Raw genomic sequence first — 22,701 nt, forward strand, 5'->3', positions numbered from 1 at the left:
GACGAAGGGATGGAACGGTGGCTCTCGAGGGCGAGTACGAGCCGAGTCCGGTGGAGTACGTGCGCGATCACGTGGCGTTGTACGAGAGTTCCGGTGGGACGGAGGGGACCATCTCACCCGACGTCGGGTTGCCGGTCATCATCCTGACGACGCGGGGCGCGAAAAGCGGGAAGATCCGCAAGACGCCGCTGATGCGGGTGGCGCACGAGGGGACGTACGTGGCGGTTGCCTCGCAGGGTGGCGCGCCGAAGCACCCGGTGTGGTACTTCAACGTCAAGGGCGATCCGCACGTGGAACTGCAGGATGGCCCAGTCCGCCGCGATATGCGGGCGCGTGAGGTCACCGGCGCGGAGAAGGCCGAGTGGTGGGAGCGCGCAGTCGCGGTGTACCCGCCGTACGCGGAATACCAGGGACGGACCGACCGGGAGATTCCCGTGTTCGTACTGGAGCCGGTTGCGGGCAGCTGACCGATCTCGGCACTGTGACCCCTTCCCACCGAGTTCGGGCCAAAGGCCCCGCGCCGACCTTGGTCTCGGAGTCGCCGGGTCAAGCGCCACCTCGATGACACACAGGAGCAACGATGACCGAGAAGCCCAAACCAGTGATCCGCGAACTCCACGAAGTGGTCGATCTCGAACTCGCCGAGGTCGCCGACAGCGCCGACCCGGACGGCGACGACGTCCCGGAGCGGGAAATCTACGAGGCGGAACTACGCAGCTTCCACGACGCTGTAGTGGCCGAGGAAAAGGCGGAGGAGAGGGAACGCAACTCCGACAGTTGATCGTGCGGCACCTCCGTCGTCTCTGAGCAGGCCGCTCGTTCCGTGAGTTCTTCGTTCGTACAGAAGGGTTTTTGAGTTGACCAACGTTCCCGTAGTGAAGTTGAACAACGGTGTCGAAATGCCGCAGCTCGGCTTCGGCGTCTTCCAGGTGCCGGCCGCCGAGACGAAGGCCGCGGTCAAGACCGCGCTCGACGCCGGCTACCGCAGCATCGACACGTGAGGAGTCCCTGCCGGCCCGTTTCGGCGGCCTCCCACAGTGCGGTGATCGCTTCCTCTGTGTGCCCGGTCTCGTGTCTCGAATCGGCCACGTCGATCAGCAACCTCACCAACACCAGCTGGTCGTTGGCGGAGCGGCTTGCCCGCTTTCGCGCCCGCCGGAGGAGGCTCTCGGCTCCGTCGGGGTCGTCGCTCACCACGAACTGGATGAGTCGGCGCATCCCACGCCAATACCGCCGCCGTACCTGCCGGCGCAGCCGCCCCACTTCCGTGCCGCTCTCGTTTCGAAAGCGCAGCCTCACTGCCCCCACATGTTCGCAGCCTCCCACACCGGAATTCGGTCAGACCAGCACGTCAAGGACAATTTCCGGTGTCCGCCGGGTGAGGGTCCACCGCCGGCCCGAGTGCTGCCCCGATCATGGCTGGTGTCGGTGTGGGAGGCACGACCAAGATCCTTGCAGTCCACGGGCGCTGATCCATGCCCCCGACCGAGCGATCTCTCATCTGTAGCGCCGGTATCACTCGTGCTACTCCTGCAAGGACGGCCCACGAGACGGTTGCGGAAACCCGGCAAACTGGGCGTGCGTTTTCGTGCGAAATCTCCGTAACAAATATCCCATTTTCGTAGTCACGATTGGCTTCCAAGCGGCTTCGCGGGTCAGGGCGAAGCCGTACTCTGAGGGCATGGTTGACCAGGTACAGCAGAGACCCGGCGAGTCGAACGCCCAATGGCTGAATCGGCTCGAAGCCCTCCTGGTCGTCCACATGGACCGGGTCACCGGCATGGGCTCAGCCGCTGACGAAGAAGAAGAGCGAATCCGGGCCACCATTGCCGCCCTGAAACGCGGTGAGGCACCGACGAACCCCTGACCTGGGGCTCAGGGCCTGGTGGTGAAGGGTTTCGCCCTGACCACGGGGAGCCGATGTCGGTGGCGGCCGAGCTCGAATGCGGAGTCCGCGCGTGCCTCGACGATGACGCCGGGTTCGACCGGCCAGTAGGTGAAGTCTTCGTTGCCGGGCAGGCCGGCCACGACTCCTGAGGCTCGCACGGAGCCGCCGGGCGCGAGCCGGAGTCTGCCCGCGAGGGACGCGAGCGCCGGCCGCGACAGCGTGGTCGAGAGCCCCACCGCCCGCACCTGCCCGCCGGTCGGTCTGGCCGAGGACCAGCGCCGTCGGTCGGGTGGGGGAGCCGGTCACGCCGAGGACCAGGGCGTCGACGTCGTCGACGTGGCGGACCTTCACCCAGCCCGCGCGGCCACCGCGCAGCGGGTACCGGCTGCCCAGCGGCTTCGCGAGGGACCCCGCGACCCCGACAGCGGCCTGCTCCGCGCTGATCCACGCGCGCCAGCTCGACGTCGAGCGCATCAGCTGCACGCCGGCGTTGCCCGCGCCGATCACCGCTTCAAGCCGTTCCCGCCGGCGCGAGTACGGCAACGTCCGCAGGTCGTGGCCGCGGCTGCCGAGCAGGTCGAACGCTACGAACACCACCGTGACGCCCTCGGCGCGGTGCCGCACCGGCCCGTAGCCAGCGCCGCGAAGTCCAGGCGCCCCTCCGGCAGGTAGGCGACGATCTCGCCGTCGAGCACCACCCGGCCCAGTATGGCCGCCGCCTCGAGGACGCCGGGGAACCGGTCGGTCAGGTCGCTGCCGGTGCGGGACTGCGCCGCCCTGGCAGGCACGTGGATCGGGCACCTCCAGCCGTCGAGCTGGGGTTCGTACCCGTGGCCGGCCTCGGGCAGCACGGCGGCCTGCTCGGCGACAGCGAGCCGCAACGGCAGTGACGGCACGGGCACCTGTCCATCGTCAACCCCGCTGACCAGCGGCGCAGCCGCAAACCCCGTGGTTAGACTCGCACTCATGTTCGAGGCTCAACGCCCGCATGGCGAGTCCGGCGCGCACGATAGGCGATCGCTTCGTGCGGGTTGTGGATAACTCGCCGCGTCGATCCCCTGGCCTGGCCGCGATGCTCGCACCGCTCGAGAACGTCGGTGGTCGCTGCATACTGGTCTGGTGAGCGCAGAGCCGATCCCGTTGTTCCCGGTGCACCGGGTGGACCCGCCCGGGTTCGCCGCGGCGCAGCACCGCATGTTCGCGGGGATGAACCTGCGGATCGGCACGTCGGAGACCGTGCATGGTGTGATCTGGCGTGACTGGATCAACGGCCTGACGTTGCCCGCGCCGGCCTGCCGACAGGGCTGGTCCGGGCTCGGGGCGGCGGGGGAGCTGCAGGCGACCGCGCGCGAGGTCACCTGCCGTAAGTGCCGACGCATCGTCGGTGTGGACGTTGCCCGCCAGGAGCAGGCTGTGCTGTTCGAGCTGGGCTGAGCGTCGTGCTTCGAACGTGCGCGGATCTACGGCCCCGGCAGCATCAGTTTCACCTCGGTGAGTAATCGGTTGCTTACCCGTTCGGCCGCCGCGGGGGTCGAGGTCGTGGTCGTAGGGTCGCAACGTCAGCTGGGGGACTCAGCGGTTGGTCAGCCGAGGAGTTTGTGGAGTGCGGGAATCACGCCGCCGGCGATGGTGAGCCCGGCCAGGTTCGCGCCCGGCACGGTGTCGCTGGCGAGGTAGGTCAATGCGGCCACCGTGCAGCCGCCCAGGATGGCGAGCAGGAAGATCACGGCGGCGCAGGTGCTCAGCTAATTGCGCAACGCCCTGGTCGCCGAAGGCTTCGACGGGCCGGGCGCCGGTGACCTCGTCCGGCACCTTCGGCCAGCCATCGTTTCGGGCTTTTTCGGGTGTCACCGCTGAAATTCCCTGGGCTGAGGCACGAGTGCTTCCAGCCGCACTTCGCCTGCCGAGGTGGTCAGTGTTGCGACACATTTCAGCTGTTTGCCGAGGAGGTCCTGGGAAACGGTCAAGGCCGGGGTTGTGGCTCCCTCGACAGCGACGAAGTACTTGAAGCCGGTGTCGGTGACCTTTTCCTGATACCAGTCGTAGCGTACGGCGGCGGAGCGGGGTGTGAGCCCGTCGACCGTGGCGTCCAGCCGTTGACCGACGGCCGGGGTTCCCGCGATCCGCAGCGTCCCGGTCGGTGCCAGTTCGGGATTCGGGCGCAGGGCTTCCTCTCGCCAGTCGCTGGGGTTCATGAGCTCGCCCTGGTGCGCGTCGCCGTCGCACTCGTTGCCGCTTTCCGCGCTGAGCACTCCCGCAAGTTCGGGGCCGTCCGCCGTGGACAGCATGAGCGGTCCGCCCGAATCGCCTGCGCAGACGCTCGGTGCCGGATCGGCCGGACCGGCGGGCACTCCGGTGACACAGAATCCGGAGCTGCCCACGGAATCCTGCGGGATGTCCGGTGCGCATTGCCCGGGCGGGAGCAGTTTCATCGCGGCCTGTTGAAGGCGGTCCGTCTCCCCGCCCTTTGCCGGGTCGGTGTGCTCTGTGCGGCCATGGCCGTAGACCTGTCCGGTGGCCCCTCGCTTCACGGCGGCAGCGACCTTGGCGGGCGTCGCGAACTGTGCTGGTCGAACGTCGAGTACCGGCCGGTCGAGCACGACCACAGCCAGGTCATGGGCCGCGAACGATTCGTCGTCGGTGTCGATCTCGCGCCAGCCCGGATGCCAGAACCAGCCGCGGACCTGGTGCGGTGCCTCGTGGGTCTGGGAGAGCTGGTCGGCGCCGAAATAGACCTCGAAGTCGGCCGGGGACTTGTCCATCACGCAGTGCCCGGCCGTCAATACGCGATCCGGGGCGATGAGCGTTCCCCCGCAGTAGCCGCGTTCGGTGAGCGGACCAGTGCCAGGGATGGCCAGCGTCGCCATCCACGATGCCTCGCCGGAAGGAGCGTCGGTGCCGTGCGAAATCGCGGATGCGGCAGAGGCCAAACCGGTGAGCAGGGCTGCTGAGACCGAGACCAGTATTCCTGCCCGGCGGGCTCCGCGGCGGAGTTCAGGGTGTGTCATCAGGCTTTCTCCTTAGGATGAACTGCATTACCAGGAGAATTTCTACGGGCGCTATCCCTGCCGCCGCGTCCGGCTGCGGTCGAGGATGGAGTTATCTATAAGATCTATGCCGCTGGGGGCCCGGATCGGTCACTCGGCCGGTGCCGGTCGAGGCTGGGCGGGCCGGCTGTCGTGACGAGGACACTGTCGATCTACCCGCATGCTGGGCCCATGACGGCATCGACTTGTTCGGCAGCCGCACCTCCGGTGCAAACTGCTGCTCCAGATCGCCCGCGGCTCGACCCCGGCCGACGTCGACGCGGTCGCCGCGAGCCGGAGCATCATCTGGGGAGGCCCCCAGGCGATCGCTCACCACATTCGCGCCGACGACGGCAGCGGCGACGCCACCCTTTGCCCGCGAACTCGCCCGGATCTGGTGGTACGGCGCCTAGTCCTACGATCCGACCTCGGTCAGGCCGCCGGCGCGCGCCCCGCGAACGGCCTGCCTGATCAAGCCGCGACAGCCCGAGCACTCTCCGGGGCACCATCGCCGGCACGCCGGACGGCTCGTTCACCGGCACACCGCTCAGGCGGCTTCGTCGGTGTGGCCGCGGGTCCGGCGGCGGTAGGCGCCCGGTGCTTGGCCGGTCATCCGCTTGAACGCCAGGCTGAATGCTGTCTCCGAGCCGTAACCGACGGAGCGGGCAATGGCTGCGATGCCCTGATCGGTCCTGGCCAGCCGGTCGGCTCCCAGTTCCAGGCGCCAGCGGGTCAGGTACTCCAGGGGACCCTGGCCGACGGCCTGTTTGAACCGGGCAGCGAGGGTGGAGCGGGAGACGTGGGCGGTGTCGGCGAGTTGCTGCACCGTCCAGTGGCGGGTGGGGTCGGCGTGCATCGCGCGCAGCGCGGTCGCGGTGACGGGCTCCGCGAGACCGTATATCCAGCCTCGGCCCGCAGTTGCGTCGCGGATGTGGTGGCGCAGGAGATCGATGAGCATCACGAGGGCGAGTTGCTCGGCGACGATGCGGGAGCCGAGCCGGTCCTGGCGGAGTTCGCGATCGATCCGGGTGAGCATCTGCTGGGTCGTCAGGGCGCCTTCGGCGTGACCGGGGAGGTGGATGACCGGGGGCAGCCCGTCCAGCAGCAGCTGCCTGGCCCGGCCGTCGAACTCGAAGCTGCCGCCGACGAGGCGGGCGGTGACCGGCTCCGTCGGTGATCCGACGAGAGCCGCCTCGGCCGGCGTGGAGTGGAAGTACGGTGCGGCCGGCTGCACGCCGACCGTGGGCGAGGTGGCCAGCACGTACTCGGCCGGTCGCGTCAGCAGGAAGACGTCCCCGGCCCGGAGCGTGAGCGGCGCCTGCCCGTCGACCGTGAGCGTGCAGGTGCCTTCCAGCACGGCGTTGAACTTCGCCCCCGGCGGCGCCGGGAACAGCACTGCCCAGTCGCCGTGACCGGCGAGCCTCGCCGTGAGCCGGGCCCGAGCGCCGGTCAACGACAGGATGCTTTCGAGAGGGTCCAGCGGTCCTGGACGATCTATTTCATTATCTGGACTGTCCACTATTTTCCGTCTCCTTTCCTCGACCTAGGTTAGAGGTTGTAAGAGATCCACAGAAGCAGCACCCCAGGAGGTATCCCGTGTCCGAGACCGTGCCCGTCGCCGACATCCGTGTCGCCGTGCCGACCAACGAGCCCCGCAAGGGCCGTATCGCCATCCTCACTGCCGACAAGGTGGAGGACATCGAGTTCTTCTACCCCTACTACCGCTTCGTCGAGGCCGGATACGACGTCGACGTCATCACGCCCTCGGGCGGTGCCCTCACCGGAGCAGCAGGCCTCGGAATCGCGCAGACTCTGGCCGTGGCCGACGTCGCCGCCTCCGACTACCTCCTGCTGTACGTGCCCGGCGGCTACGCGCCGGTCGAGCTGGGGGGCAGCCCTCAGGCCCTCGAGTTCATCCGGGCCTTCGCCGCCGCGGACAAACCGATGGGCCTGGTCTGCCACGGTCCCCAGGTTCTGATCTCCGCGGGGCTGGCAGAAGGACGCCGGCTCGCCGCGTGGTACGGGGTACGCTCCGAGATCGAGGCTGCCGGCGGCACGTGGATCGACGAGCCGGTTGTCCAGGACGGCGCCATCTTCACCGCCCGCAAGCCTGGCGATCTTCCCGTCGAACTGCACCGCATCATGGCGCACCTGCGCACCCTCGAGCAGCAGCCTGCCTGAGCACGTCCTCGAGGTTCTCGCCAACGACCCGCGTGGCACGCGGGCCCAGGTCACCGGCGGAGCCTGCGGGACCTCGCGGGCGCCGGCGCCGGCGGCGCCGTCGTCGTAGGCCGACCCGAGCAGGGGTTATCACGAACAAGTGTAGGTTCTCGCGGGGTGTGACGTCTCGATCTTCTGCGACCTGGGTGTTTCTGAGCTGTCTCATGCAGATGTCGCCATGGTCAGTCTCAGTTGTCGTGTCGTTTCTTCAGCTGCATTGGCGATGCTGGTTTCGTCCTCCAGGTTGAGAAAGTGATCCCCTCCGCGGTGGCCAGCCCGCTGCTTGTGGGCCGAGCAGGCGCTCGGCGCGGGTCGCGGCGGCGCTAACGGCAACTGCTCACCAAGGCGGTGCGGCGGTCGGGGCTGTGGCCGGATCCCGGCCGTCTCAGCGGGACCCCTCCCGGCGGTTGCCCGTAGGGTCCGCATCCGGCGATCAGGAGGGGATTGGGCCCGTGAATCGGCGAGCGCGGTGGTGCGGTGTGGTGGTCGTCGCGCTGGGGATGGCGGGCTGTAACAGGGTTACGCCTACCTCACCGGTCCCGGGCTCCGCGCCGCCGGCCACCACGTCGGTAACCCCCGGTCAGAAGCTCGGTGTCGGTGACGCTGCCACCCGCCGGTGCCGACATCTACGCCTGCCTCGACGGCAACTGGGAGGTGGAGGTCCAGACCGGGCGGCGGCTGTCGCTGCTGCCCGGAACCTCCTCGCCGCCGCCGACCATCGCCGTGGTGACGCCCACGGCGATGTCCGACAGGGAGGTCGAGCTGTAGATCAACTCGGTCAGCGGGTTCTCCGACTTCCACCTCGCTTGCACGGGCGGAAACCCGCCATGCCAAGCCACCCAGAACGGCTTCTTCAGGGTGATCGGCGGCCCCGGTTCGGTGGTGACGGTCAACGAGTTGACCATCCGCATTGAGTCCGTCGGCACCGACCGCACGATCATCAAGCTCAGCTTGTCGTGAAACCGCTCCACCGAGCCGGTTTCCGCCCCGTGCGCAAACCCACGATGCCGGAGCAGGCGAGCGCAGATGAGTTCCTCGCGCAGTTCACCCGCGGCTCCGCCGGCGACGAGGTCCGCTCCAGCAACTCCAGCTTGTGCTCCGAGGCCTTCGCCCGCGCGGCCAGCAACTCGTCCAGCATCCGCGCCGAACGTGAAGAACCGGATCAACTCGCCCCGACCCAGCTCCTCCGGCCACGACCGCAACCGCCCGATCTCCGCATCGGGCACATCCTCACCAAGCTCTCCCGCCAGCCAACCCCGGGCCCCACGGCAAACGCGATGACACACAGATGATGGGACGGCCCTGACCAGGAGCATCACGACCAACCGTTGTTTTTTCGGCGCTGCTACTGGAAGCCGGTCAGGTCTAACGATCCATCGGTGAGCTGACCGGGCCCGGCACTCCACCGCGCCGGCCAGATTCGCCGGGTCACCAGCTTTTTCGGTCAGGGTGGTGGTGGACGGGGCCGGCGCGCACGTCTGGTTCTGGCGGAGTGGTGTGGGGGTGCACGCGCACGTGGATGTCGCGGCCCGGCGTGGAGCGCCGGTGAGGTTTGGTGGGTTGCCTCGTGAGGTGGTCGCGGAGGTGGCGGTAGGCGGTGATCACGGCGGCGAGTCGTTCGCGGTCCGGGTGCGGTGCGTCGGGGTGGCAGTCACGGACTGCGCGCCGGTAGGCGGCGGTGATCTCGGTGGCGCTGGCGCCGGGAGCCACGCCGAGCACCGCGTAGGGGTCGGGCAGGTCTGCGGGGTGAGCGGGGTTCATGGCGAGGACCGGAGCGAACCGGGCGCAGCTGGGTTGAGCTGGCTGATCTTGGTGTAGTAATCGCGCGCCGCGATGTGGGCGGTGTCGAGGGCGCGTCGCAGGGTGGCCAGTTCCCGGCATGCGGAGGCCAGATGTGCGGTGCCCGGCGCGCCGTCGACCCGGCGAAGCTGCTCGGGACGTTGGGTGTGGTGGCCGGTGTGTTCGGCCAGGAGGGTCACCAGATCGGTCAGCTCGCCGGTGAGCTGGGTCAGCTGCCAGCCGGCGTCACACAGCTGTGCCAGGCCAGGCGTCTTGGCCGGGTCGGCCGCGCGGACCGCGCGCCGAAGGTCGCGGGCCGTCGTGGCCAGCGCGATGGCGATCGTGACCGGTCGGCGTTGGGTGGTACCCATCGCTTCCGCTTTCCTTCATGCTGTGCTCGACCCGGCACGGGGTGGGCGTGGTAGTCGCTGGCCCCGCCCGGCAGCGTTCGATGCGGCGCGGGCGGGGCCAAAAGGCCGAGCCAGGGTTCCGGGCGCTCAGACGTTGATCTGCTTGGACTCGCTCTCGCCGCTGATGGCGATCTTGCGCGGCTTGGCCTGTTCGGCGATCGGCATACGCAGCGTCAACACTCCCGCGTCGTAGTGCGCTGCGATGCTGTTCGCGTCGAGGGTGTCACCCAGGAACAGCTGGCGGGAGAACACCCCGCGTGGCCGCTCGGACACCTGGACCTCGGTGCCCTCGTCGTAGGCCGGCGTGCGTTCGGCTTTGACGGTGAGCACGTTGCGCTCCACGTCCAAGTCGATGGCGTCCGGTGCGACACCGGGCAGGTCGAACTGCACCACATACTCGTTGCCGGACCGGTAGGCATCCATCGGCATCACCGCCGGGTGCGACGTGGTGCCGTTGGCGCCGAAGAACTGTTGGGTCAGCCGGTCCAGCTCCCGGAACGGGTCGGTCCGCATCAACATGACCATCCCTCCTTTGCTCCTTCCCTGTACGCCGCCACCGGCGCGCTGGGACCGCAGGCGGCTCGTCAACCTGTTCGGTTGGAAACCACGTGTCGAGACTGCTGGGTGTGCGATCGATACTTCGACTTCGATTACCTGGGGCCCGTCCCGGCTGCCGTAACCCCGGGCCGGGGTGTCGCGAGGGGTGCGCCACGAGACGCCGGGCCGGGACCACTGCCAGGTCTCTCGGCCGTCTGTCGAAGCAGGCATCCCCGCCGGGTGAGAGAACTACAGCCGGGCGGGCTCCAGGTATGCAGGCATCACCTGCCTTTCGAGGTCACCATCGCGTTCGCTGACCACATGAGCGCGCCGATCAGCGGAGGGGAACGCTGTCGATGCCCACCTCGTGTGGCCGGCACCACGCCGACCAGCGGGCCGCCGGTGGTGACGGTGCGGGTCGGGCGGCCGGATCGCTGCGGACCTGTGGATCCAGGCCGGGACCTCGCTGGATACGGAGGAAGAACGTCGAAACTGGCGGTCATGATCGCGTCGAACTCTGCGCGCAGCCAGGCCGGATCGGCGCAAACCAGATCGGCGAACCCGCTGGTCACGGCCTCGCGGTGGGTAGTGTCCGGCATCATCGATCACTCCCCGGCAACATCGTCGTGTTCGACACCAGGTCATGTACCGCCCATCCATTTCTATAGCTCGCACTGCAAGTTGTGTCAAGTGCGAGCTATAGATAATCTGGAGTGGCGGGCCTGCGTGACGACTCGTCACGGAGGTTTGGGGGCTGATCTGGGCAACCTCGACGACCCGGACTACCCGTCCTTCACCACCGGGCAGGCCCCGAAGATGCTGAGTGTGCAGGAAGCGTTCCTGCGTAGCCTGGACGCGGCGGACCTGGTGCGCCCACAGCGCTCGGACGGCGGCCATCGCCGCTACTCCCGCCGCCAGCTCACCCTCGTGGTCTGGCTGCGCGGACAACTCGACGAAGGCCACACCCTCACCGCCGCCGCCCGCATCATCGGCCTGCAAGGCCAGCTATAGGTACGACATTTTCGGACCGCCGACCGCGCGCACCAGGCTTCAGTTGGTCGGCCGAACCGGATTACCGGTCCTTCCCTAAGGTCTTCTGCACCCCGTCGACCAGGTTGATCGCGCCCATGATCAAGCAGCACGATGCCGATGACGAACACCGGGATCCCCACGTGAGGTAGCTGACGATCAGGCGAATCACGGCGAAGGCCCCGCCGGCGACGAGCCGGTCGTCGACAGGCGGCTTCGCCTCGCGGGCTCGCCGGGCGGCGTCCTCGGCGGCGGCGAGGAGGTAGTCGCGGCGGCGCTGGAGGACGTCCTCGTAGTACAGCAGCTTCTGTACGTCGTCGTGGATGCGAGGCGGGGTGGAGAGCGCGGGCTGCAGCAAGTCGGACGCTGGCACATTCCCGCGCTACTGAAACGACGATGGCCCGCCGTGTCCGGCGGGCCATCGTGCCACCGGTGAGCGGACGGTCAGGCGACGGGGACCCAGGTGAACCGGCCATCGGGTCGGCGTTCGGCGCGTCCGAAGACCACGTCCCCGAAGTGGTTGCCGTAGCCGATGGTGTCGGGGCGGCTCAGCTCGTCGACCAGGCGGCGACGCTGCTCGGTGGCTTCGGCGGGGTCGTGGTCGAGCGTGCAGCCCCATTCGGGGTGGGTGACCTGGATCGGCGCGTGCATTGCGTCGCCGAACGCGATGAGCCGCTGACCGCCGCCGGTGATGGTGTACGTGGCGTGACCGAAGGTGTGTCCGACCGAGAACGATGCCCGCACGCCGGGGAAGATCTCCTCGCCGTCCTCGACCGTGCGGACGCGGGGCGCGAAGGCGGCCAGACGTTCCTCGGTCGCCCCGGCCTCGGCGGCCAGGTCGCGCCGGTCCCACTCGGGGGCCGCGATGAAGTGGGTGGCGTGCGCGAACGGCGGCGCATCGGTGCCGGGCTCGGCGCTCCAGGCCCAGCCCAAGTGGTCGAGGTGCAGGTGGCTGATGGCGACCGCCTCGATCTCGCTCGGCTCGCGGCCCAGCCGCCGCAGCCCGTCCAGCAGCGCACCGCCGTGGATGCTTCCAATCGCCGGGTTGGCCGGGTCGTCGGGGTAGGACTCGGGGCCGAACCCAGTGTCGATGAGCAGCGCCCGGTCACCCTGCTCGACCAGCAGCCCGCCGATGGCTGCGGGCAGGAAGCCGCCGTCGTCGAGGTGATCGCGGTTGGCCGCCCAGTCCGCGTCGGTGGTGCCGGTCAGCCAGCCGCGCGGTTTGCACAGGCACAGCCCATCCGGGACATAGGTGATCTTCAGTTCGCCCAGTTGGAGCGAACGAACGCGCGGTGCGCTGGTCAGCCGTGCGCGGTCGAACTCGGTCGTCGTGGCCATGGTCCTGCCTCGTGCTCGGAAAGGTGCCGCCAGCCGGCGGTACGAGATAAAGTTACAACTAGAACAGTACTAGTTGCAATAATCTGAGTTATGGTCAAAGCTGTATGGGCTGGTCAACTGCCTGGCCCAAAGGCTGGGTCGGTCGCGTCCTTGGGGTGCGCAGTCCCTCCTGCGGCGCGGGAAGGGCTATCCCGTCGTCGCCCCCCAGGGCCGGCCGCTGTTGCTCGACACTCCCAGTAAGTCCGACAAATGCCAGAAACGGAGAACTGCGATGAAGCACATCAAGCTCGGGGACTTGGACGTCTCCCGTATCGGTCTGGGCGTGTTATCGATGTCTTACGCCTACACGGGGGCCGGCACGGACGACGCCGAGTCGATCCGCGCCATCCATCGGGCCCTGGACCTGGGCGTCACTTTCCTCGACACCGCTGAGGTCTACGGCCCGTACATCAATGAGGAGCTCCTGGGCACAGCGCTCCAGGGCCGCCGGGACCAGGCCGTGGTGGCGACGAAGTTCGGCATGATCTCGCATGCGCGCGGCGGAGCAGGAGAACTCGACAGCAGCCCGACCAACATCCGCACCGCCGTCGAGGGCTCGCTCAAGCGGCTGGGCACCGACTACATCGACCTGTACTACCAGCACCGCGTCGACCCGAACACCCCCATCGAGGACACCGTCGGGACGCTGGGCGAACTGGTCTCCGCGGGCAAGATCCGCCACATCGGACTGTCCGAGGCCGGACTGGAGACGATCCGCCGCGCCCACGCCGTGCACCCCATCGCTGCCGTCCAGTCGGAGTACTCCCTATGGGCCCGGCACCCAGAGGAACGGGTGCTGCCGCTGCTGCGCGAGCTCAACATCGGCTTCGTTCCCTACTCACCCCTGGGACGCGGCTTCCTCACCGGGCAGATCCGCTCGACCGGCCACTTCGACGACACCGACCTGCGCAAGAACAACCCGCGCTTCACCGGCGAGAACTTCCAGCGCAACCTGCGTATCGCAGACGAGGTCCAAGCCATTGCCGCCGAAGCGAGTGTCACCCCGGCACAAATCGCACTGGCCTGGCTGCTGAGCCGGGGCGATAACGTCGCACCCATCCCCGGCACCAAACGCGTGGCACGCGTTGAGGAGAACACCGCCGCCGACGCCATCGAATTGACCGCGGAACAAATCGAGAAGCTCGACAACCTTCCCCCAGCCGTCGGCGAAACCCACGACGAAGCCGCCCTGCGCCTGCTGGAGCGTTGACCCCAGCCCCGGCTATCCGGAGCGGCGGTACCCGTGACCACGAGCAGAAGGCCGAGCAGGCGCCACTGCTCGTGGTCACGGGTGCTGCCGGGCGGATATGTATAAAGTTACAACTGGAACAGTTTTACTTGCAATCATGCAAGTGGTAGTAAACTTGTGTCGTGGCTACCAAGCGCGAGACCCGAGTCCAAGCCGACCGCCTGCTGTGCGGGCTGGTCAACGGTCTGGCCAATAACATCGAAGCCCACGTTCGGGTCCGGGCGGCCACCCTCGGCCTGACCGCCTCACAAGGCACCGCGCTTGCCGAGCTGACCCGCCCGCTGACCCTGCGCGAACTCGCCGAACGGATGAGCTGCGAGCCCTCCAACGTCACCTTCGTCGCTGATCGCCTCGAAGAGCAGGGCTACCTCGAACGCCATCCCCACCCCGACGACCGCCGCGCCAAGCAGCTCGTCCTGACCCCCAAAGGCACCGAACTCCGCGGACGCCTCCTCGACCTGCTCTCCGAGGGCTCCCCCCTGACCCCCCTGTCCGCCGAAGAGAAGGACGTCCTGCAGCAGCTCCTCACCCGCGCCCTCGTCCGCTGACCCGCCCCAACGGGCGCTCACGGAGGCGTCTGCACCGGTCGCGAACCTGCACTCACCGACGAGCCGGTGCACCAGCGTTCCACAGCACCAATTCGCGTTCGGTGATCGGCGGGATCTTCTTGGCCGGCGGCACGATGTGCGGGGACATCAGCGCGTATTGGCGCGCCTGCAGTCCCCTCAGCTCCAGGTGTGGGTGCAGCCGGGTCATGCCGCCGGTCACCGGGTGGTCCTCTTGGGGGGTCACTGGGGCGCCGCCGGCGCTGCTGGTACCAGGCGTTTGGCCATGGTCCCCAGCGCTCGAGATCGTCCGCGCCGGCGGGCAGGCGGCTGACGCGCATCCCCCATGTGCTCGTTGACGCCCAACGGCTCGGTCAGGGTCTCCTTGAAGTGGGCGACCGCGTCGGCGTAGCACCCGCGATGGCGCGCGATGCCCAGGCCGCCGCTACGACGTGACGGAGGTGGTTGAACACGGGGGCAGCGACGGTTCGTGCGGACGGTTGGGATTCTCCGCGGTTGTACCCGCAGCCTTCATCACGGATGCGTCCCAGTTCCACCATCAGGCCGTCGGCACTGGTCAGGGTGGAAGCCGTGAGCTTGGGCGACGGCATCGACCTGACCCATTCGTGCGCCGTTTCTACCGGCAATTACGCGAGCGGGGTTGGCCGAGGCTGGTGCTGTGCAGGGAGAACGACCAGCCGACGTGACCAGGCACCGGTGTATTCGGCTCCCGCTCCAAGCGTTCGATGACGACAGCTCTCCGGCCGCTGAGGGCGGCAGCCGGCAAGTGAGGCGGTCTCGACGGGGGGTCGGTGAAGGGCGCCGAGCCACCACTACCGATATCCGGTGATATCGGTGCGTTCAGAAAACGGTCGGTTGCCGGACCGGTCTGAACAACCCGACTCGAGCCGCGTCGCGCCAGCGTGTCGTGTTCATCAACTCGTTCATTTACCGGCACGGTGAGACTCGGATTTTGAACGCGTTTTCCGAACGTGGGGGAGGGTCACGTGGCGCTGGTCGGGCTTGTCCGGGTCAGCACGAAGGATCAGGAGACCGCGCGGCAGCACGACGCGCTCGGTCGATCTGTGTGCGGGTGTTCGAGGAGAGGCGTTCCGGGAAGCTGAAGATCGACGAGAGGCCGGGGCTGCAGGCCGCGCTCGACTACATGCGCCCCGGGGACATGCTCACCGTGCAGGAGGCCGATCGCCTCGGCCGCAACCTGCTGGAGGGCTTGATCGTGCTCAACGACCTGTTCTCCCGCGGTATCGCGGTCAAGATCCTCGAGGGCATCGCCGCCGGCGAGCACACCGAACGCAACCTCATCCTGGACATGGCGCTGGCGTTGGCCGAGGACCGCCGACGCGACATCGTCCGCAAAACCCGCAACGGCTTGGACGCCGCGCGGGCACGCGGCCGGGTCGGCGGCCGGCCCCGCGTCGTCGACGCCGAGAAACGTCGTGTCATTCTCGCCCGTCACGCCGATGGCGAGTCCATCCGCACCATCGCCCGCGCCACCCAGCTGTCCGTCGGCACCGTCCACAACGTCCTCGCCGACCACCGCGCCACCAACAACTGATCACTGCCGGCCAGGCATATCCGCCCGATTTTCCGCGGGTACAACGGGGACCCCCTTGAGCAGGACGATCCGAGGCCTGCACAACAGGACCTGCTGGCGGGGGTCGACCGCCGGTTGGTCATGCCCCAGCGCGTTACCGATCTTCGACCCAGCTGTCCCCGGCCTCGCGGGCGTCGCGCATCACGTGTTTTGCTACCTCGACTGATCACCATGCTGCCCGAGAACCTCGAAGCACATCCGCCCCGACCAGCGGTTTTGGAAGCTAATTGCCCGTTTCGCTCGTATCCCGACAGGTCCCCATGGACGGCCTGACTGCTACTCGAGGCGCGGCCGCATGGGCGGGCAGGAGTCGAAGGTCGACTCCCGCCAGGTGCAGCCGGCCTGGCGAATGTACGAGGAGCGAGGAACCGCCGCGTCTCCGGCGCCACCATGAAACACCTTCTTCACTGGTCGCGCGGGCGCGGGTGTTACGGCGGCGACCCGCAGGTCGCGCGTACCGGTTGAGGTCGGCCGTGTGGCACGGCTCCGTTACCCGGTGTTACTCGACATGTCTGCACAAAATTCGCGAACTATCTCTTGATATGCACCATAAGAAATGGTTTCTTGTCATGACGCAGGTCACACGCCATGATTGCACCTAGATCTATTGGCGAAATCGAATTACCTTAAAAAGGGAGATAGAGAACGGTTGATCGGCGCTCGGCTTCCCTGCCTGCACTATTTCTCGGGATCCGGGAAAAATGAAGTTCCAGATTCAGCTTTGGCTGGCCAGCGGTAACGACAACGGCACCCCTGCCGCAAGAGAGGCCCACGAGCTTATTGACGCCCTTTCGGCCGACTGCCTCATCTGAAGCCGAAGGTCACATGCCCCACAGCTAGTGCGGTGGGAATCGCAGTACGCGACGGACTTAGGCGGTCGGGCTCTAGCGCACGACACCACAGACTGTGTCCTCCGACCGGGTAAGCCCATCCAGGACCGCTGTCCCGGATGGGGCTTACCGGAGGTATGGCCGGAGTGGTCCGCTACCGACTGGTGATCGCGTCCTAACCAGCCATATCCGCGCGAATTTGCTCCGTTACGACGGTCGGCGACCCCTCTGCCCGAGGTGCGGGAAAGTCTCTGGTACTGCGATCTTGTCGTGGTGCCACACCTCCCAACCCTGGAGCTTGAGGTTCTTTTCGGTGACGGCGAAACCGGCGCCAGCGAGAAGGTGCAGCTGGAGGCCGACCGCAAGTGATTCCCGATCGCCCCGCCCGCTGGCCACGGCTCTGCGCGCGATCGCCGATACCGTGCATACCCACTTCGCCCGGCACCTCTACGCCGTCGTCGCCGAAGCCCACGGCTTTCCCGGCCGGCCAAATCTCCCGCGACGCTCGGCCACTCCAGCGTCGCGATCACCGAGGCGCCTACCTCGAACACGGCCGCCATCTCGCCAGCGGCACCGCCCCCACCTCGCCGCTGGGCTACTTCAGCCAGTCCGCGTAGCGGGTGGGAGCGATGCGGGCCCCGTCCTTGGTGGTGAGGACGTCGCCCGTTACGGCGCTGAATATGCCGGCGTTGTTGTCGACCGTGACCGTGCGGCGGTCGCCCTTGGCGGCAAGGGTGATGCGACCCAACTCGTTCAGCGGGTAGGTGTCGGGGCCACCGAGGTCGAGGGTTCCGTTCAGGGGCGCGCCGGCTGCGACCTGGGCGACGGTGGCGGCAACGTCAGCCGCTGCGACGGGCTGCAGCAGTGTTGCGGGCAGGCGGACGGTGTCTTCGTCGGCGGTCCAGGACAGGACCGAGTCGATGAACTCCATGAACTGGGTAGCCCGGACGATGGAGTACGGAACCGGACCCGCCTTGAGGAGGTCCTCCTGCAGCGTCTTGGCACGATAGTAGTCAAGCCTCGGAACCTGATCGACGCCGACGATCGACAGGATGACGAAGTGCCCGATGCCGGCCTTCTCGGCCGCGGCCAAGAGGTTGTCCATCGAGGTTTGGAAGAACGCGAGCGAGGCCTCGTCGAAGGTCGGGGAGTTGGTCAGGTTGACGACCACGTCGGCGCCGGCCAGCGACTCCGCCACGCCCTGTCCGGTGATGATGTCGACCCCGGTGGACCTCGAGTGCGGCACGGCGTCGTGCCCTGCCGCCTTCAGGTCCTCCACCACTTGCGACCCGATCAGCCCGGTCCCGCCGATGACTGCGAACTTCACGACCTGTTCCCACCCTTCTGAATGCCAATGCCCACAATCTCGGACACTTTGTATCCGAGAAAGTACACGGACACCATGTATCCGAGTCAAGTCGTACGGTGTGATTGACTGACGAGGTGAAGATGTCGGGCGGAGTCGAGTGGGCACTGCACTGCTGTGTCGTGCTGACCTCGGTGGACGAACCAGCTCCCGCCGCGCGGCTCGCCCAGCTGCACGACGTCTCGCCGAGTTACCTCGCCAAGCAGCTCCAGGCCCTCTCCGGCGCCGGGCTGATCCGCTCCGTCCAGGGCAAGGCGGGTGGTTACATCCTCGCTCGCTCCCCCGGGGCGATCACCGTGCTCGACGTCGTCGAGGCCGTCGACGGGCCGTCACCGGCCTTCGTCTGCACGGAGATCCGCCAGCGCGGCCCGCTGGCCACCCCGCCCGAGGCCTGCACAGCACCCTGCGCGATCGCTCGCGCCATGGCCGGCGCCGAACAGGCGTGGCGCGATGCGCTCCGCTCGGTGTCCATCGCGGACCTGGCCCGCGACGTCGGCTCCACCAACCCGGGCGCTCTGGCCGGCATCAGCACCTGGCTTCGTCAGACACAGGCGTAAGACTGCCGGACTCACCGGCTGACCCCGCCTGCTGGCCTAGCCAGCCGGTGACCGACCCAGCCCACGCCGCACGCAGCAGAGCGGTTACACCATCAGGGCCACGAGACCCGGGTTGAACACAAGGGTCGGCGACGACATGTCCGACGACCGGTTCGATGCCGGACTCCCGCATGCCGGCTCCGCCAGCGACCGCCGGCGTTCCCCAGGGTCCGAACTGTCACGCCCAACACACTCAAGACCAAACACGCGGACCTCGTCCTACATTAAATGTACGTACATTCTGCCGGTCCCTGACCTGGACCGCGACAGCTCGGAGGAGAGTCATGCCGAACGTGGACACCGTGCACTTCGATCTTGTCGTGATCGGTTTCGGCAGAGGTGGGAAGACGCTGGCCGCCACGATGGGGCGTAGTGGTCAGCGGGTGGCCGTGACGAGCGGTCGGCGGAGATGTACGGCGGCACCTGCCCCAACGTCGGGTGCTGGCGCGGATGAAGTGCTGGAAGATCCTGCGCGACTACCGCCGCGCAGCCAGCACCTTGAACGACACGGTCTCCGGCATCGCGCACCTGCACAACATCCTCCTCGCAGACTGATCCGCAACACCAGTCCCACCAACCACAAGAGCAGTTACGAGACATCCCTTAGACGCCCTCGTCAGGGATTCTTCAAAGTCGTCCGGGTTGACAACCGGCGTCATGACACCTTCTGGCAGGGAGGGATTTCCTCTCACCTTAGTGAAATCGGGCTCGAGTCCAAGGCGTCTAATTGTCCTTACTCCCCGAAGATCCACACCATTCATAATCGCGTGCGTAAAATTTGCTCCCCCCTTTGGAAGTCTTGTCAAACTTGGACCCGATAAGATCTGCCCGGCGTAGGTCCACTTCAAGTAAAGTTGCGATCGAGAAGTCGTTTCGTGTCAAGTTGGCCCCTACGCAACTTGCCCCGTTGAAGTGAGTCCGGCTCAGATTTGAACTGGTCACACGTGCTCCATCGAGGTTCGCTCGATCCAGCCGAGCACCGGTGAGGTCGATACGAGACCAGTGAACTCCTCACAAGTCTGCGCCCGTGAGATCGATGTCGACTCCACGTCAATAGAACTCGTCTGGCTCTCGTGGCTTGAATTTAAGGGTGCGATGCTTGGCAATAATCCGTTGCGCCGTCAATCTAACCTGCTTTTCCTGGTGATAAAGTCCATCGTCCTCGCAGGGCTGCCCAGAATCATCCACGGGAACAGGAAATGGCATACGAAGGTAGGCGCAAAGTACGTTAAAAATTGTTGCACGCTGGTCTGCGTTGTCCTGGCCCAGTCGTTCGAGCGCGTAGAGCCCGCCCAGACGTACTGGCGCCTTCTCTGAACCGAGCTGTTCGACTGCTTTGGTGTAGAGGTCGGTGATTCGTCGGGCTATGGCATCGACGCGCGCGTCATCGGCGAGACGTTCCTGGTGAAGTTTGGTTTCGGCAGCGACCTGCTGCTGATGCGCCAGGGTCGCCTCCGTGTGGCGTTGGGTTTCAGCGGCCACCTGTTGTTGGTGCAGCAGGGTCGCCTCCGTCGTGCTGTCTCCGCCAAAGAACGACACCCGCGATGGTCCAGAACAGTGCCAGAGGGCTCAGCGGCAGCTTCGATTTACTGGTGCCGGCGCCGATGGTGCCGGGAACGACTGATCTTCGGTCACATCGGACAATGTCGCGCGCGGGTGGCTGTGCGTTGCATCGCCAGACGGCTGCCCGCCCGGGATCTTCGTCGCCAGCACATCGAGCTTCGTCACGTCGGTGAACATGGGACGTCGCACGGGCGCCGACGTCACGGTCATGTCGTCGTAGTCGGCCACCGGGACCCCGCCGGGCGGTCACCGCGCCCGCTCTGCTTTCTGTGATCACGGCCGTCAGCCGGCCGGTTGTTGGAAGCGCGAGTTCGGACTCGGTCGGGAAGGCGTAGAACCGCATCGCGAGCTCCCGGGTCCCCGGGGTTGGCGCGGATCGGCGCAGGTAGTAGCGCTGCGCCAGCTCGTTGTACTCCTCGGTGAACCGGGCCAGTTCGACCTCGGTCAGGTGCGTGACGGCGCGGGAGGCCTGCCCCCACGGACCGAAACCACCCTGGTGCGCCGCCCAGCAGAGGATGCGCAACTCGCGGTCGTTGCGGGCGTTCGCGAGCACCACCCGGCCGAGCGCGGCCGCCGACGCGAGGACTCCGGGGAGCCGGCCGGTTAGGTCGCTGCCGGTCCGGGATTGCAGCACCCCGCCGGGCACGTGGACCACGCACCGCCACCCATCCAGCTTCGGCGAGTACTCGTACCAGCCCATGGGAGCGCCGGGGCCGGCTCGACGATAGCGAGCCGCAGCGGCGGTTCCGGCACGGGCACATGTCCATAGTGGATCCCGCTGACCAGCGGCGCAGCCGTCAACCGCAGCTGTACGCGAGCGGGCCCTGCCGGGGGGTTGGTGTCCGCCGCCAGGCCGGGGGAGAAGGCCCGTCGGCGGAGCTCGTGCTCGGCGGCGTCGGGGCGCCGCCGCTTACGGGAAGACGCGGCATGCCTCTCCCGGCTCGCCGCGGCGGCTGGTCCTGCGGGCAACCGGGTGGCCGGTGAAAGCTGCGATCACGTCGAAACGCCGCGACTACAGCCGGGTGGCCCTCGACGGATCACCATGTCCGGGGGCCTAGCCAACGTACCCGGCCACCTCGGCCAGGTACCCCAGGCCGCCGAAGAGGGCGAAGTACCCCAGGACGAGCCACGCTTTGAGGAGCACACCGAAGCTCGGTTTCGCCCCCGTGGTTGTGATGAGGTAGCGCAGGACGAACAGCGCCCGGCCGGTCGTGGCACCCCACCACCGCTGAAGCAGGACCCGGTGGACGAACGACACCACGGTGTACGTCCCGATCAGCGTGGGCAGAACGGGCAAGTTGAGGTTCATCGTGACGACGATCGCGATGGTCAGGTGGATGGCGAGGTCGGCCACGATCGCGCCGCCCCGCTGCCACGCGGGCGGGTCCGGCAACGGCAGCTTCGCGCCGGGTTCGCGAAGGTCACGGCGCCGGACGGACCACGGCATGAAGTCCAACCAGCCGTGGTCCGTCTCGTGTTGCGCCTTGGTCGTCATGCTCTTGCCACGCGCGAACCCGGCGCCCGGTTGCCTGCCCTTCCCCAACCAACGCCGTCGCCGTCCGCAGCACACCTCGGATTCGAGGCGTCGGCGTCGCGGCGGCCGCGAAACGTTTGCGCCGGGGCTGGTAGCCAGGGACTGCTGCTGCGGTGCTGGATGGGTCAGCCGATGCCGGTGACCTGCAGGGCGGTGGTCCAGTTGTTCTTGATCGCCGAGCGGGCGGCGGAGAGGGTGATGGTGCCGGCGCAGACGGCGTTCTTCAGCTTGGTCTCGGTGCCGTCCTTGGTGTGGGCGGTCTGGGTGCCGGAGTAGGGCTCGGGCCAGAGGTTGCCCGGGTCCTTGGGCGAGCCGCCGAGCTCGAGCGGGACCATGTGGTCCTCTTCGTAGTCGGCCAGGTTGGTGTCGCTGTAGCCGTAGTCGGCGATGCCCTGGACCTTGAGCGCGTTCGTGTAGGACGTGGAGGGTCGGACGGTGGCAGTCCAGCCGGACACGCAGATGGTGCTGTGGCTGGTGGACTGGGTGACAGACGAGTAGTAGACGCCCGGGGTGCAGACCGGGTCAGGCAGTGGCAGGTACGACCGCGGGCAGGTCGCGGCTCCGCCACGCCGCCGGTGATGATGATGCCACCACCGACCAGCGCGACAGCGGCCCAGACCGGGTGACCGAACGAACGAAGACGCGCATGCGAGGCCTCCCAGTGTGGCCCTTGGCCGGGTCGCCGGGATCGGGTGCCATCGCACCACCGTGCCGGCGGCCAGTTCGAAAAGATCCGCCCTGATGAACACCGTGTGCCATTAATCGGTCAGTGACACCAACTTCGAACTTTCGCCGGGCCTCGGCCGCGATCGCCTTGTTGAACGCCAGATACCGACCCCGCCTGCGGGTGGCGGCCGCGCCGAGCATGGTCAGCGTCGTCGTCTTTCCCGTGCCGGCGCCGGCCTGCAGCGCCAGGTGATCGCCGCGGCGAAACGCGTCGACCGCGGCCTCCTGCTCCGGAGTCGGTCGGGCTGCGGGCATCAGCGGTGTCCTCCAGGGCAAGCGGCGGTCACCAAACGATCACACGCGGGTACGACGTTTTCTACCGCCGACGGGGCATCGGCCGCGCGTTGCCGACGTTCGAGTGGATCAACCAGGTGTCGGCGGCGCGGCGAAGTACTCGCTACCGGCCTCGGC

The 22,701-nt window shown here is 67.5% G+C and carries 29 protein-coding genes and 4 pseudogenes; 11 read left to right on the forward strand and 22 right to left on the reverse strand.

What is annotated here, in order from left to right:
• The first annotated feature begins 17 nt into the window (after positions 1–17).
• The 3 genes and pseudogenes from AB0M56_RS47590 to AB0M56_RS47600 form a co-directional block, all read left to right on the forward strand.
• On the forward strand, positions 18–467 hold the full coding sequence (locus AB0M56_RS47590) for a nitroreductase family deazaflavin-dependent oxidoreductase (protein WP_364189398.1): 450 nt from the start codon (positions 18–20) through the stop codon (positions 465–467).
• A gap of 113 nt (positions 468–580) precedes the next feature.
• Positions 581–781 (forward strand): hypothetical protein, encoded by a 201-nt coding sequence (locus AB0M56_RS47595; protein WP_364189401.1) that lies wholly within the window; start codon positions 581–583, stop codon positions 779–781.
• Positions 782–857: 76 nt separating this feature from the next.
• Positions 858–998, forward strand: a pseudogene (locus AB0M56_RS47600) (aldo/keto reductase); the annotation flags it as partial.
• A 788-nt stretch (positions 999–1,786) separates the two neighbouring features.
• On the opposite strand, the gene AB0M56_RS47605 reads toward AB0M56_RS47600, so the two are convergent.
• On the reverse strand, positions 1,787–2,485 hold the full coding sequence (locus AB0M56_RS47605) for a hypothetical protein (protein WP_364189404.1): 699 nt from the start codon (positions 2,483–2,485) through the stop codon (positions 1,787–1,789).
• On the reverse strand, positions 2,473–2,790 hold the full coding sequence (locus AB0M56_RS47610) for a hypothetical protein (RefSeq protein ID WP_364189407.1): 318 nt from the start codon (positions 2,788–2,790) through the stop codon (positions 2,473–2,475). Before AB0M56_RS47610 ends, AB0M56_RS47605 begins: the two co-directional genes overlap by 13 nt.
• A gap of 217 nt (positions 2,791–3,007) precedes the next feature.
• Here AB0M56_RS47610 and AB0M56_RS47615 point away from each other — a divergent pair, with 217 nt between their 5' ends.
• Positions 3,008–3,322, forward strand: a complete 315-nt coding sequence (locus AB0M56_RS47615) for a hypothetical protein (RefSeq protein ID WP_364189410.1) — start codon at positions 3,008–3,010, stop codon at positions 3,320–3,322.
• A gap of 149 nt (positions 3,323–3,471) precedes the next feature.
• Here AB0M56_RS47615 and AB0M56_RS47620 read toward each other — a convergent pair whose 3' ends face one another.
• From AB0M56_RS47620 to AB0M56_RS47630, 3 genes are all read right to left on the reverse strand, one after another.
• Positions 3,472–3,615 carry a hypothetical protein gene (locus AB0M56_RS47620; protein ID WP_364189413.1) on the reverse strand — a complete coding sequence of 48 codons (144 nt, stop codon included), beginning with the start codon at positions 3,613–3,615 and terminating at the stop codon, positions 3,472–3,474.
• Between the two features lie 120 nt (positions 3,616–3,735).
• Positions 3,736–4,896, reverse strand: a complete 1,161-nt coding sequence (locus tag AB0M56_RS47625; RefSeq protein WP_364189416.1) for a trypsin-like serine protease — start codon at positions 4,894–4,896, stop codon at positions 3,736–3,738.
• Positions 4,897–5,461: 565 nt separating this feature from the next.
• Positions 5,462–6,433, reverse strand: a complete 972-nt coding sequence (locus tag AB0M56_RS47630) for an AraC family transcriptional regulator (protein ID WP_364189419.1) — start codon at positions 6,431–6,433, stop codon at positions 5,462–5,464.
• Between the two features lie 77 nt (positions 6,434–6,510).
• On the opposite strand from AB0M56_RS47630, the gene AB0M56_RS47635 reads away from it, so the two are divergent.
• On the forward strand, positions 6,511–7,095 hold the full coding sequence (locus tag AB0M56_RS47635; RefSeq protein ID WP_364189422.1) for a DJ-1/PfpI family protein: 585 nt from the start codon (positions 6,511–6,513) through the stop codon (positions 7,093–7,095).
• Positions 7,096–7,760: 665 nt separating this feature from the next.
• Here the strand turns inward: AB0M56_RS47635 and AB0M56_RS47640 are convergent.
• From AB0M56_RS47640 to AB0M56_RS47660, 5 genes are all read right to left on the reverse strand, one after another.
• Entirely contained in the window at positions 7,761–8,300 is a 540-nt protein-coding gene (locus AB0M56_RS47640; protein WP_364189425.1) for a hypothetical protein, read from the reverse strand.
• 262 nt (positions 8,301–8,562) lie between these two features.
• Positions 8,563–8,895 (reverse strand): J domain-containing protein, encoded by a 333-nt coding sequence (locus AB0M56_RS47645; RefSeq protein WP_364189428.1) that lies wholly within the window; start codon positions 8,893–8,895, stop codon positions 8,563–8,565.
• Complete coding sequence (locus AB0M56_RS47650) at positions 8,892–9,284, reverse strand: hypothetical protein (protein ID WP_364189431.1); 393 nt, start codon at positions 9,282–9,284, stop codon at positions 8,892–8,894. Before AB0M56_RS47650 ends, AB0M56_RS47645 begins: the two co-directional genes overlap by 4 nt.
• 126 nt (positions 9,285–9,410) lie before the next feature.
• On the reverse strand, positions 9,411–9,842 hold the full coding sequence (locus tag AB0M56_RS47655; protein ID WP_364189434.1) for an Hsp20/alpha crystallin family protein: 432 nt from the start codon (positions 9,840–9,842) through the stop codon (positions 9,411–9,413).
• 299 nt (positions 9,843–10,141) lie between these two features.
• Positions 10,142–10,432: a hypothetical protein gene (locus AB0M56_RS47660; protein ID WP_364189437.1), complete on the reverse strand. Its 291-nt coding sequence runs from the start codon at positions 10,430–10,432 to the stop codon at positions 10,142–10,144.
• 175 nt (positions 10,433–10,607) lie between these two features.
• Between AB0M56_RS47660 and AB0M56_RS47665 the strand changes: the two genes are divergently transcribed.
• Positions 10,608–10,871 carry a MerR family transcriptional regulator gene (locus tag AB0M56_RS47665; RefSeq protein WP_364189440.1) on the forward strand — a complete coding sequence of 88 codons (264 nt, stop codon included), beginning with the start codon at positions 10,608–10,610 and terminating at the stop codon, positions 10,869–10,871.
• Between the two features lie 61 nt (positions 10,872–10,932).
• Here AB0M56_RS47665 and AB0M56_RS47670 read toward each other — a convergent pair whose 3' ends face one another.
• Positions 10,933–11,262, reverse strand: coding sequence for a hypothetical protein (locus tag AB0M56_RS47670; RefSeq protein ID WP_364189443.1), 330 nt, complete (start codon positions 11,260–11,262; stop codon positions 10,933–10,935).
• A gap of 71 nt (positions 11,263–11,333) precedes the next feature.
• Positions 11,334–12,227: an MBL fold metallo-hydrolase gene (locus AB0M56_RS47675; RefSeq protein WP_364189446.1), complete on the reverse strand. Its 894-nt coding sequence runs from the start codon at positions 12,225–12,227 to the stop codon at positions 11,334–11,336.
• Between the two features lie 271 nt (positions 12,228–12,498).
• On the opposite strand from AB0M56_RS47675, the gene AB0M56_RS47680 reads away from it, so the two are divergent.
• On the forward strand, positions 12,499–13,476 hold the full coding sequence (locus AB0M56_RS47680) for an aldo/keto reductase (RefSeq protein WP_364189450.1): 978 nt from the start codon (positions 12,499–12,501) through the stop codon (positions 13,474–13,476).
• 161 nt (positions 13,477–13,637) lie between these two features.
• Positions 13,638–14,063 (forward strand): MarR family transcriptional regulator, encoded by a 426-nt coding sequence (locus tag AB0M56_RS47685; RefSeq protein WP_364189453.1) that lies wholly within the window; start codon positions 13,638–13,640, stop codon positions 14,061–14,063.
• 52 nt (positions 14,064–14,115) lie between these two features.
• On the opposite strand, the gene AB0M56_RS47690 is transcribed toward AB0M56_RS47685, so the two are convergent.
• Both AB0M56_RS47690 and AB0M56_RS47695 read right to left on the reverse strand, forming a co-directional pair.
• Positions 14,116–14,307, reverse strand: coding sequence for a hypothetical protein (locus AB0M56_RS47690; RefSeq protein WP_364189456.1), 192 nt, complete (start codon positions 14,305–14,307; stop codon positions 14,116–14,118).
• Between the two features lie 127 nt (positions 14,308–14,434).
• Positions 14,435–14,707, reverse strand: coding sequence for an IclR family transcriptional regulator C-terminal domain-containing protein (locus AB0M56_RS47695; protein WP_364189459.1), 273 nt, complete (start codon positions 14,705–14,707; stop codon positions 14,435–14,437).
• 440 nt (positions 14,708–15,147) lie between these two features.
• Here AB0M56_RS47695 and AB0M56_RS47700 point away from each other — a divergent pair, with 440 nt between their 5' ends.
• Complete coding sequence (locus AB0M56_RS47700; RefSeq protein ID WP_364189462.1) at positions 15,148–15,636, forward strand: recombinase family protein; 489 nt, start codon at positions 15,148–15,150, stop codon at positions 15,634–15,636.
• Positions 15,637–17,100: 1,464 nt separating this feature from the next.
• Here AB0M56_RS47700 and AB0M56_RS47705 read toward each other — a convergent pair.
• Complete coding sequence (locus AB0M56_RS47705; RefSeq protein WP_364189465.1) at positions 17,101–17,832, reverse strand: NAD(P)H-binding protein; 732 nt, start codon at positions 17,830–17,832, stop codon at positions 17,101–17,103.
• A 104-nt stretch (positions 17,833–17,936) separates the two neighbouring features.
• Here AB0M56_RS47705 and AB0M56_RS47710 point away from each other — a divergent pair, with 104 nt between their 5' ends.
• Together AB0M56_RS47710 and AB0M56_RS47715 are read left to right on the forward strand one after the other, a co-directional pair.
• A complete protein-coding gene (locus tag AB0M56_RS47710; protein ID WP_364189468.1) occupies positions 17,937–18,428 on the forward strand; it encodes an Rrf2 family transcriptional regulator in 492 nt (163 codons plus the stop codon).
• Between the two features lie 480 nt (positions 18,429–18,908).
• Positions 18,909–19,022 (forward strand): annotated as a pseudogene (locus AB0M56_RS47715) (IS5/IS1182 family transposase); the annotation flags it as partial.
• Between the two features lie 168 nt (positions 19,023–19,190).
• On the opposite strand, the gene AB0M56_RS47720 reads toward AB0M56_RS47715, so the two are convergent.
• From AB0M56_RS47720 to AB0M56_RS47750, 7 genes and pseudogenes are all read right to left on the reverse strand, one after another.
• Complete coding sequence (locus AB0M56_RS47720; protein ID WP_364189471.1) at positions 19,191–19,409, reverse strand: pentapeptide repeat-containing protein; 219 nt, start codon at positions 19,407–19,409, stop codon at positions 19,191–19,193.
• Positions 19,398–19,463: pseudogene (locus AB0M56_RS47725) on the reverse strand (hypothetical protein); the annotation flags it as partial. The pseudogene AB0M56_RS47725 and the gene AB0M56_RS47720, both read right to left, overlap by 12 nt.
• Positions 19,464–19,664: 201 nt before the next feature.
• Positions 19,665–19,829 (reverse strand): annotated as a pseudogene (locus tag AB0M56_RS47730) (pentapeptide repeat-containing protein); the annotation flags it as partial.
• 109 nt (positions 19,830–19,938) lie between these two features.
• Positions 19,939–20,730, reverse strand: a complete 792-nt coding sequence (locus AB0M56_RS47735) for a hypothetical protein (RefSeq protein WP_364189474.1) — start codon at positions 20,728–20,730, stop codon at positions 19,939–19,941.
• A 354-nt stretch (positions 20,731–21,084) separates the two neighbouring features.
• Entirely contained in the window at positions 21,085–21,525 is a 441-nt protein-coding gene (locus tag AB0M56_RS47740) for a hypothetical protein (RefSeq protein WP_364189477.1), read from the reverse strand.
• A gap of 164 nt (positions 21,526–21,689) precedes the next feature.
• Positions 21,690–22,019: a hypothetical protein gene (locus tag AB0M56_RS47745; RefSeq protein ID WP_364189480.1), complete on the reverse strand. Its 330-nt coding sequence runs from the start codon at positions 22,017–22,019 to the stop codon at positions 21,690–21,692.
• A 67-nt stretch (positions 22,020–22,086) separates the two neighbouring features.
• Positions 22,087–22,545 carry a hypothetical protein gene (locus AB0M56_RS47750; protein ID WP_364189483.1) on the reverse strand — a complete coding sequence of 153 codons (459 nt, stop codon included), beginning with the start codon at positions 22,543–22,545 and terminating at the stop codon, positions 22,087–22,089.
• Positions 22,546–22,701 lie beyond the last annotated feature (156 nt).

This window comes from Amycolatopsis sp. NPDC051372 (assembly GCF_040682095.1).
GTDB lineage: Bacteria > Actinomycetota > Actinomycetes > Mycobacteriales > Pseudonocardiaceae > Amycolatopsis.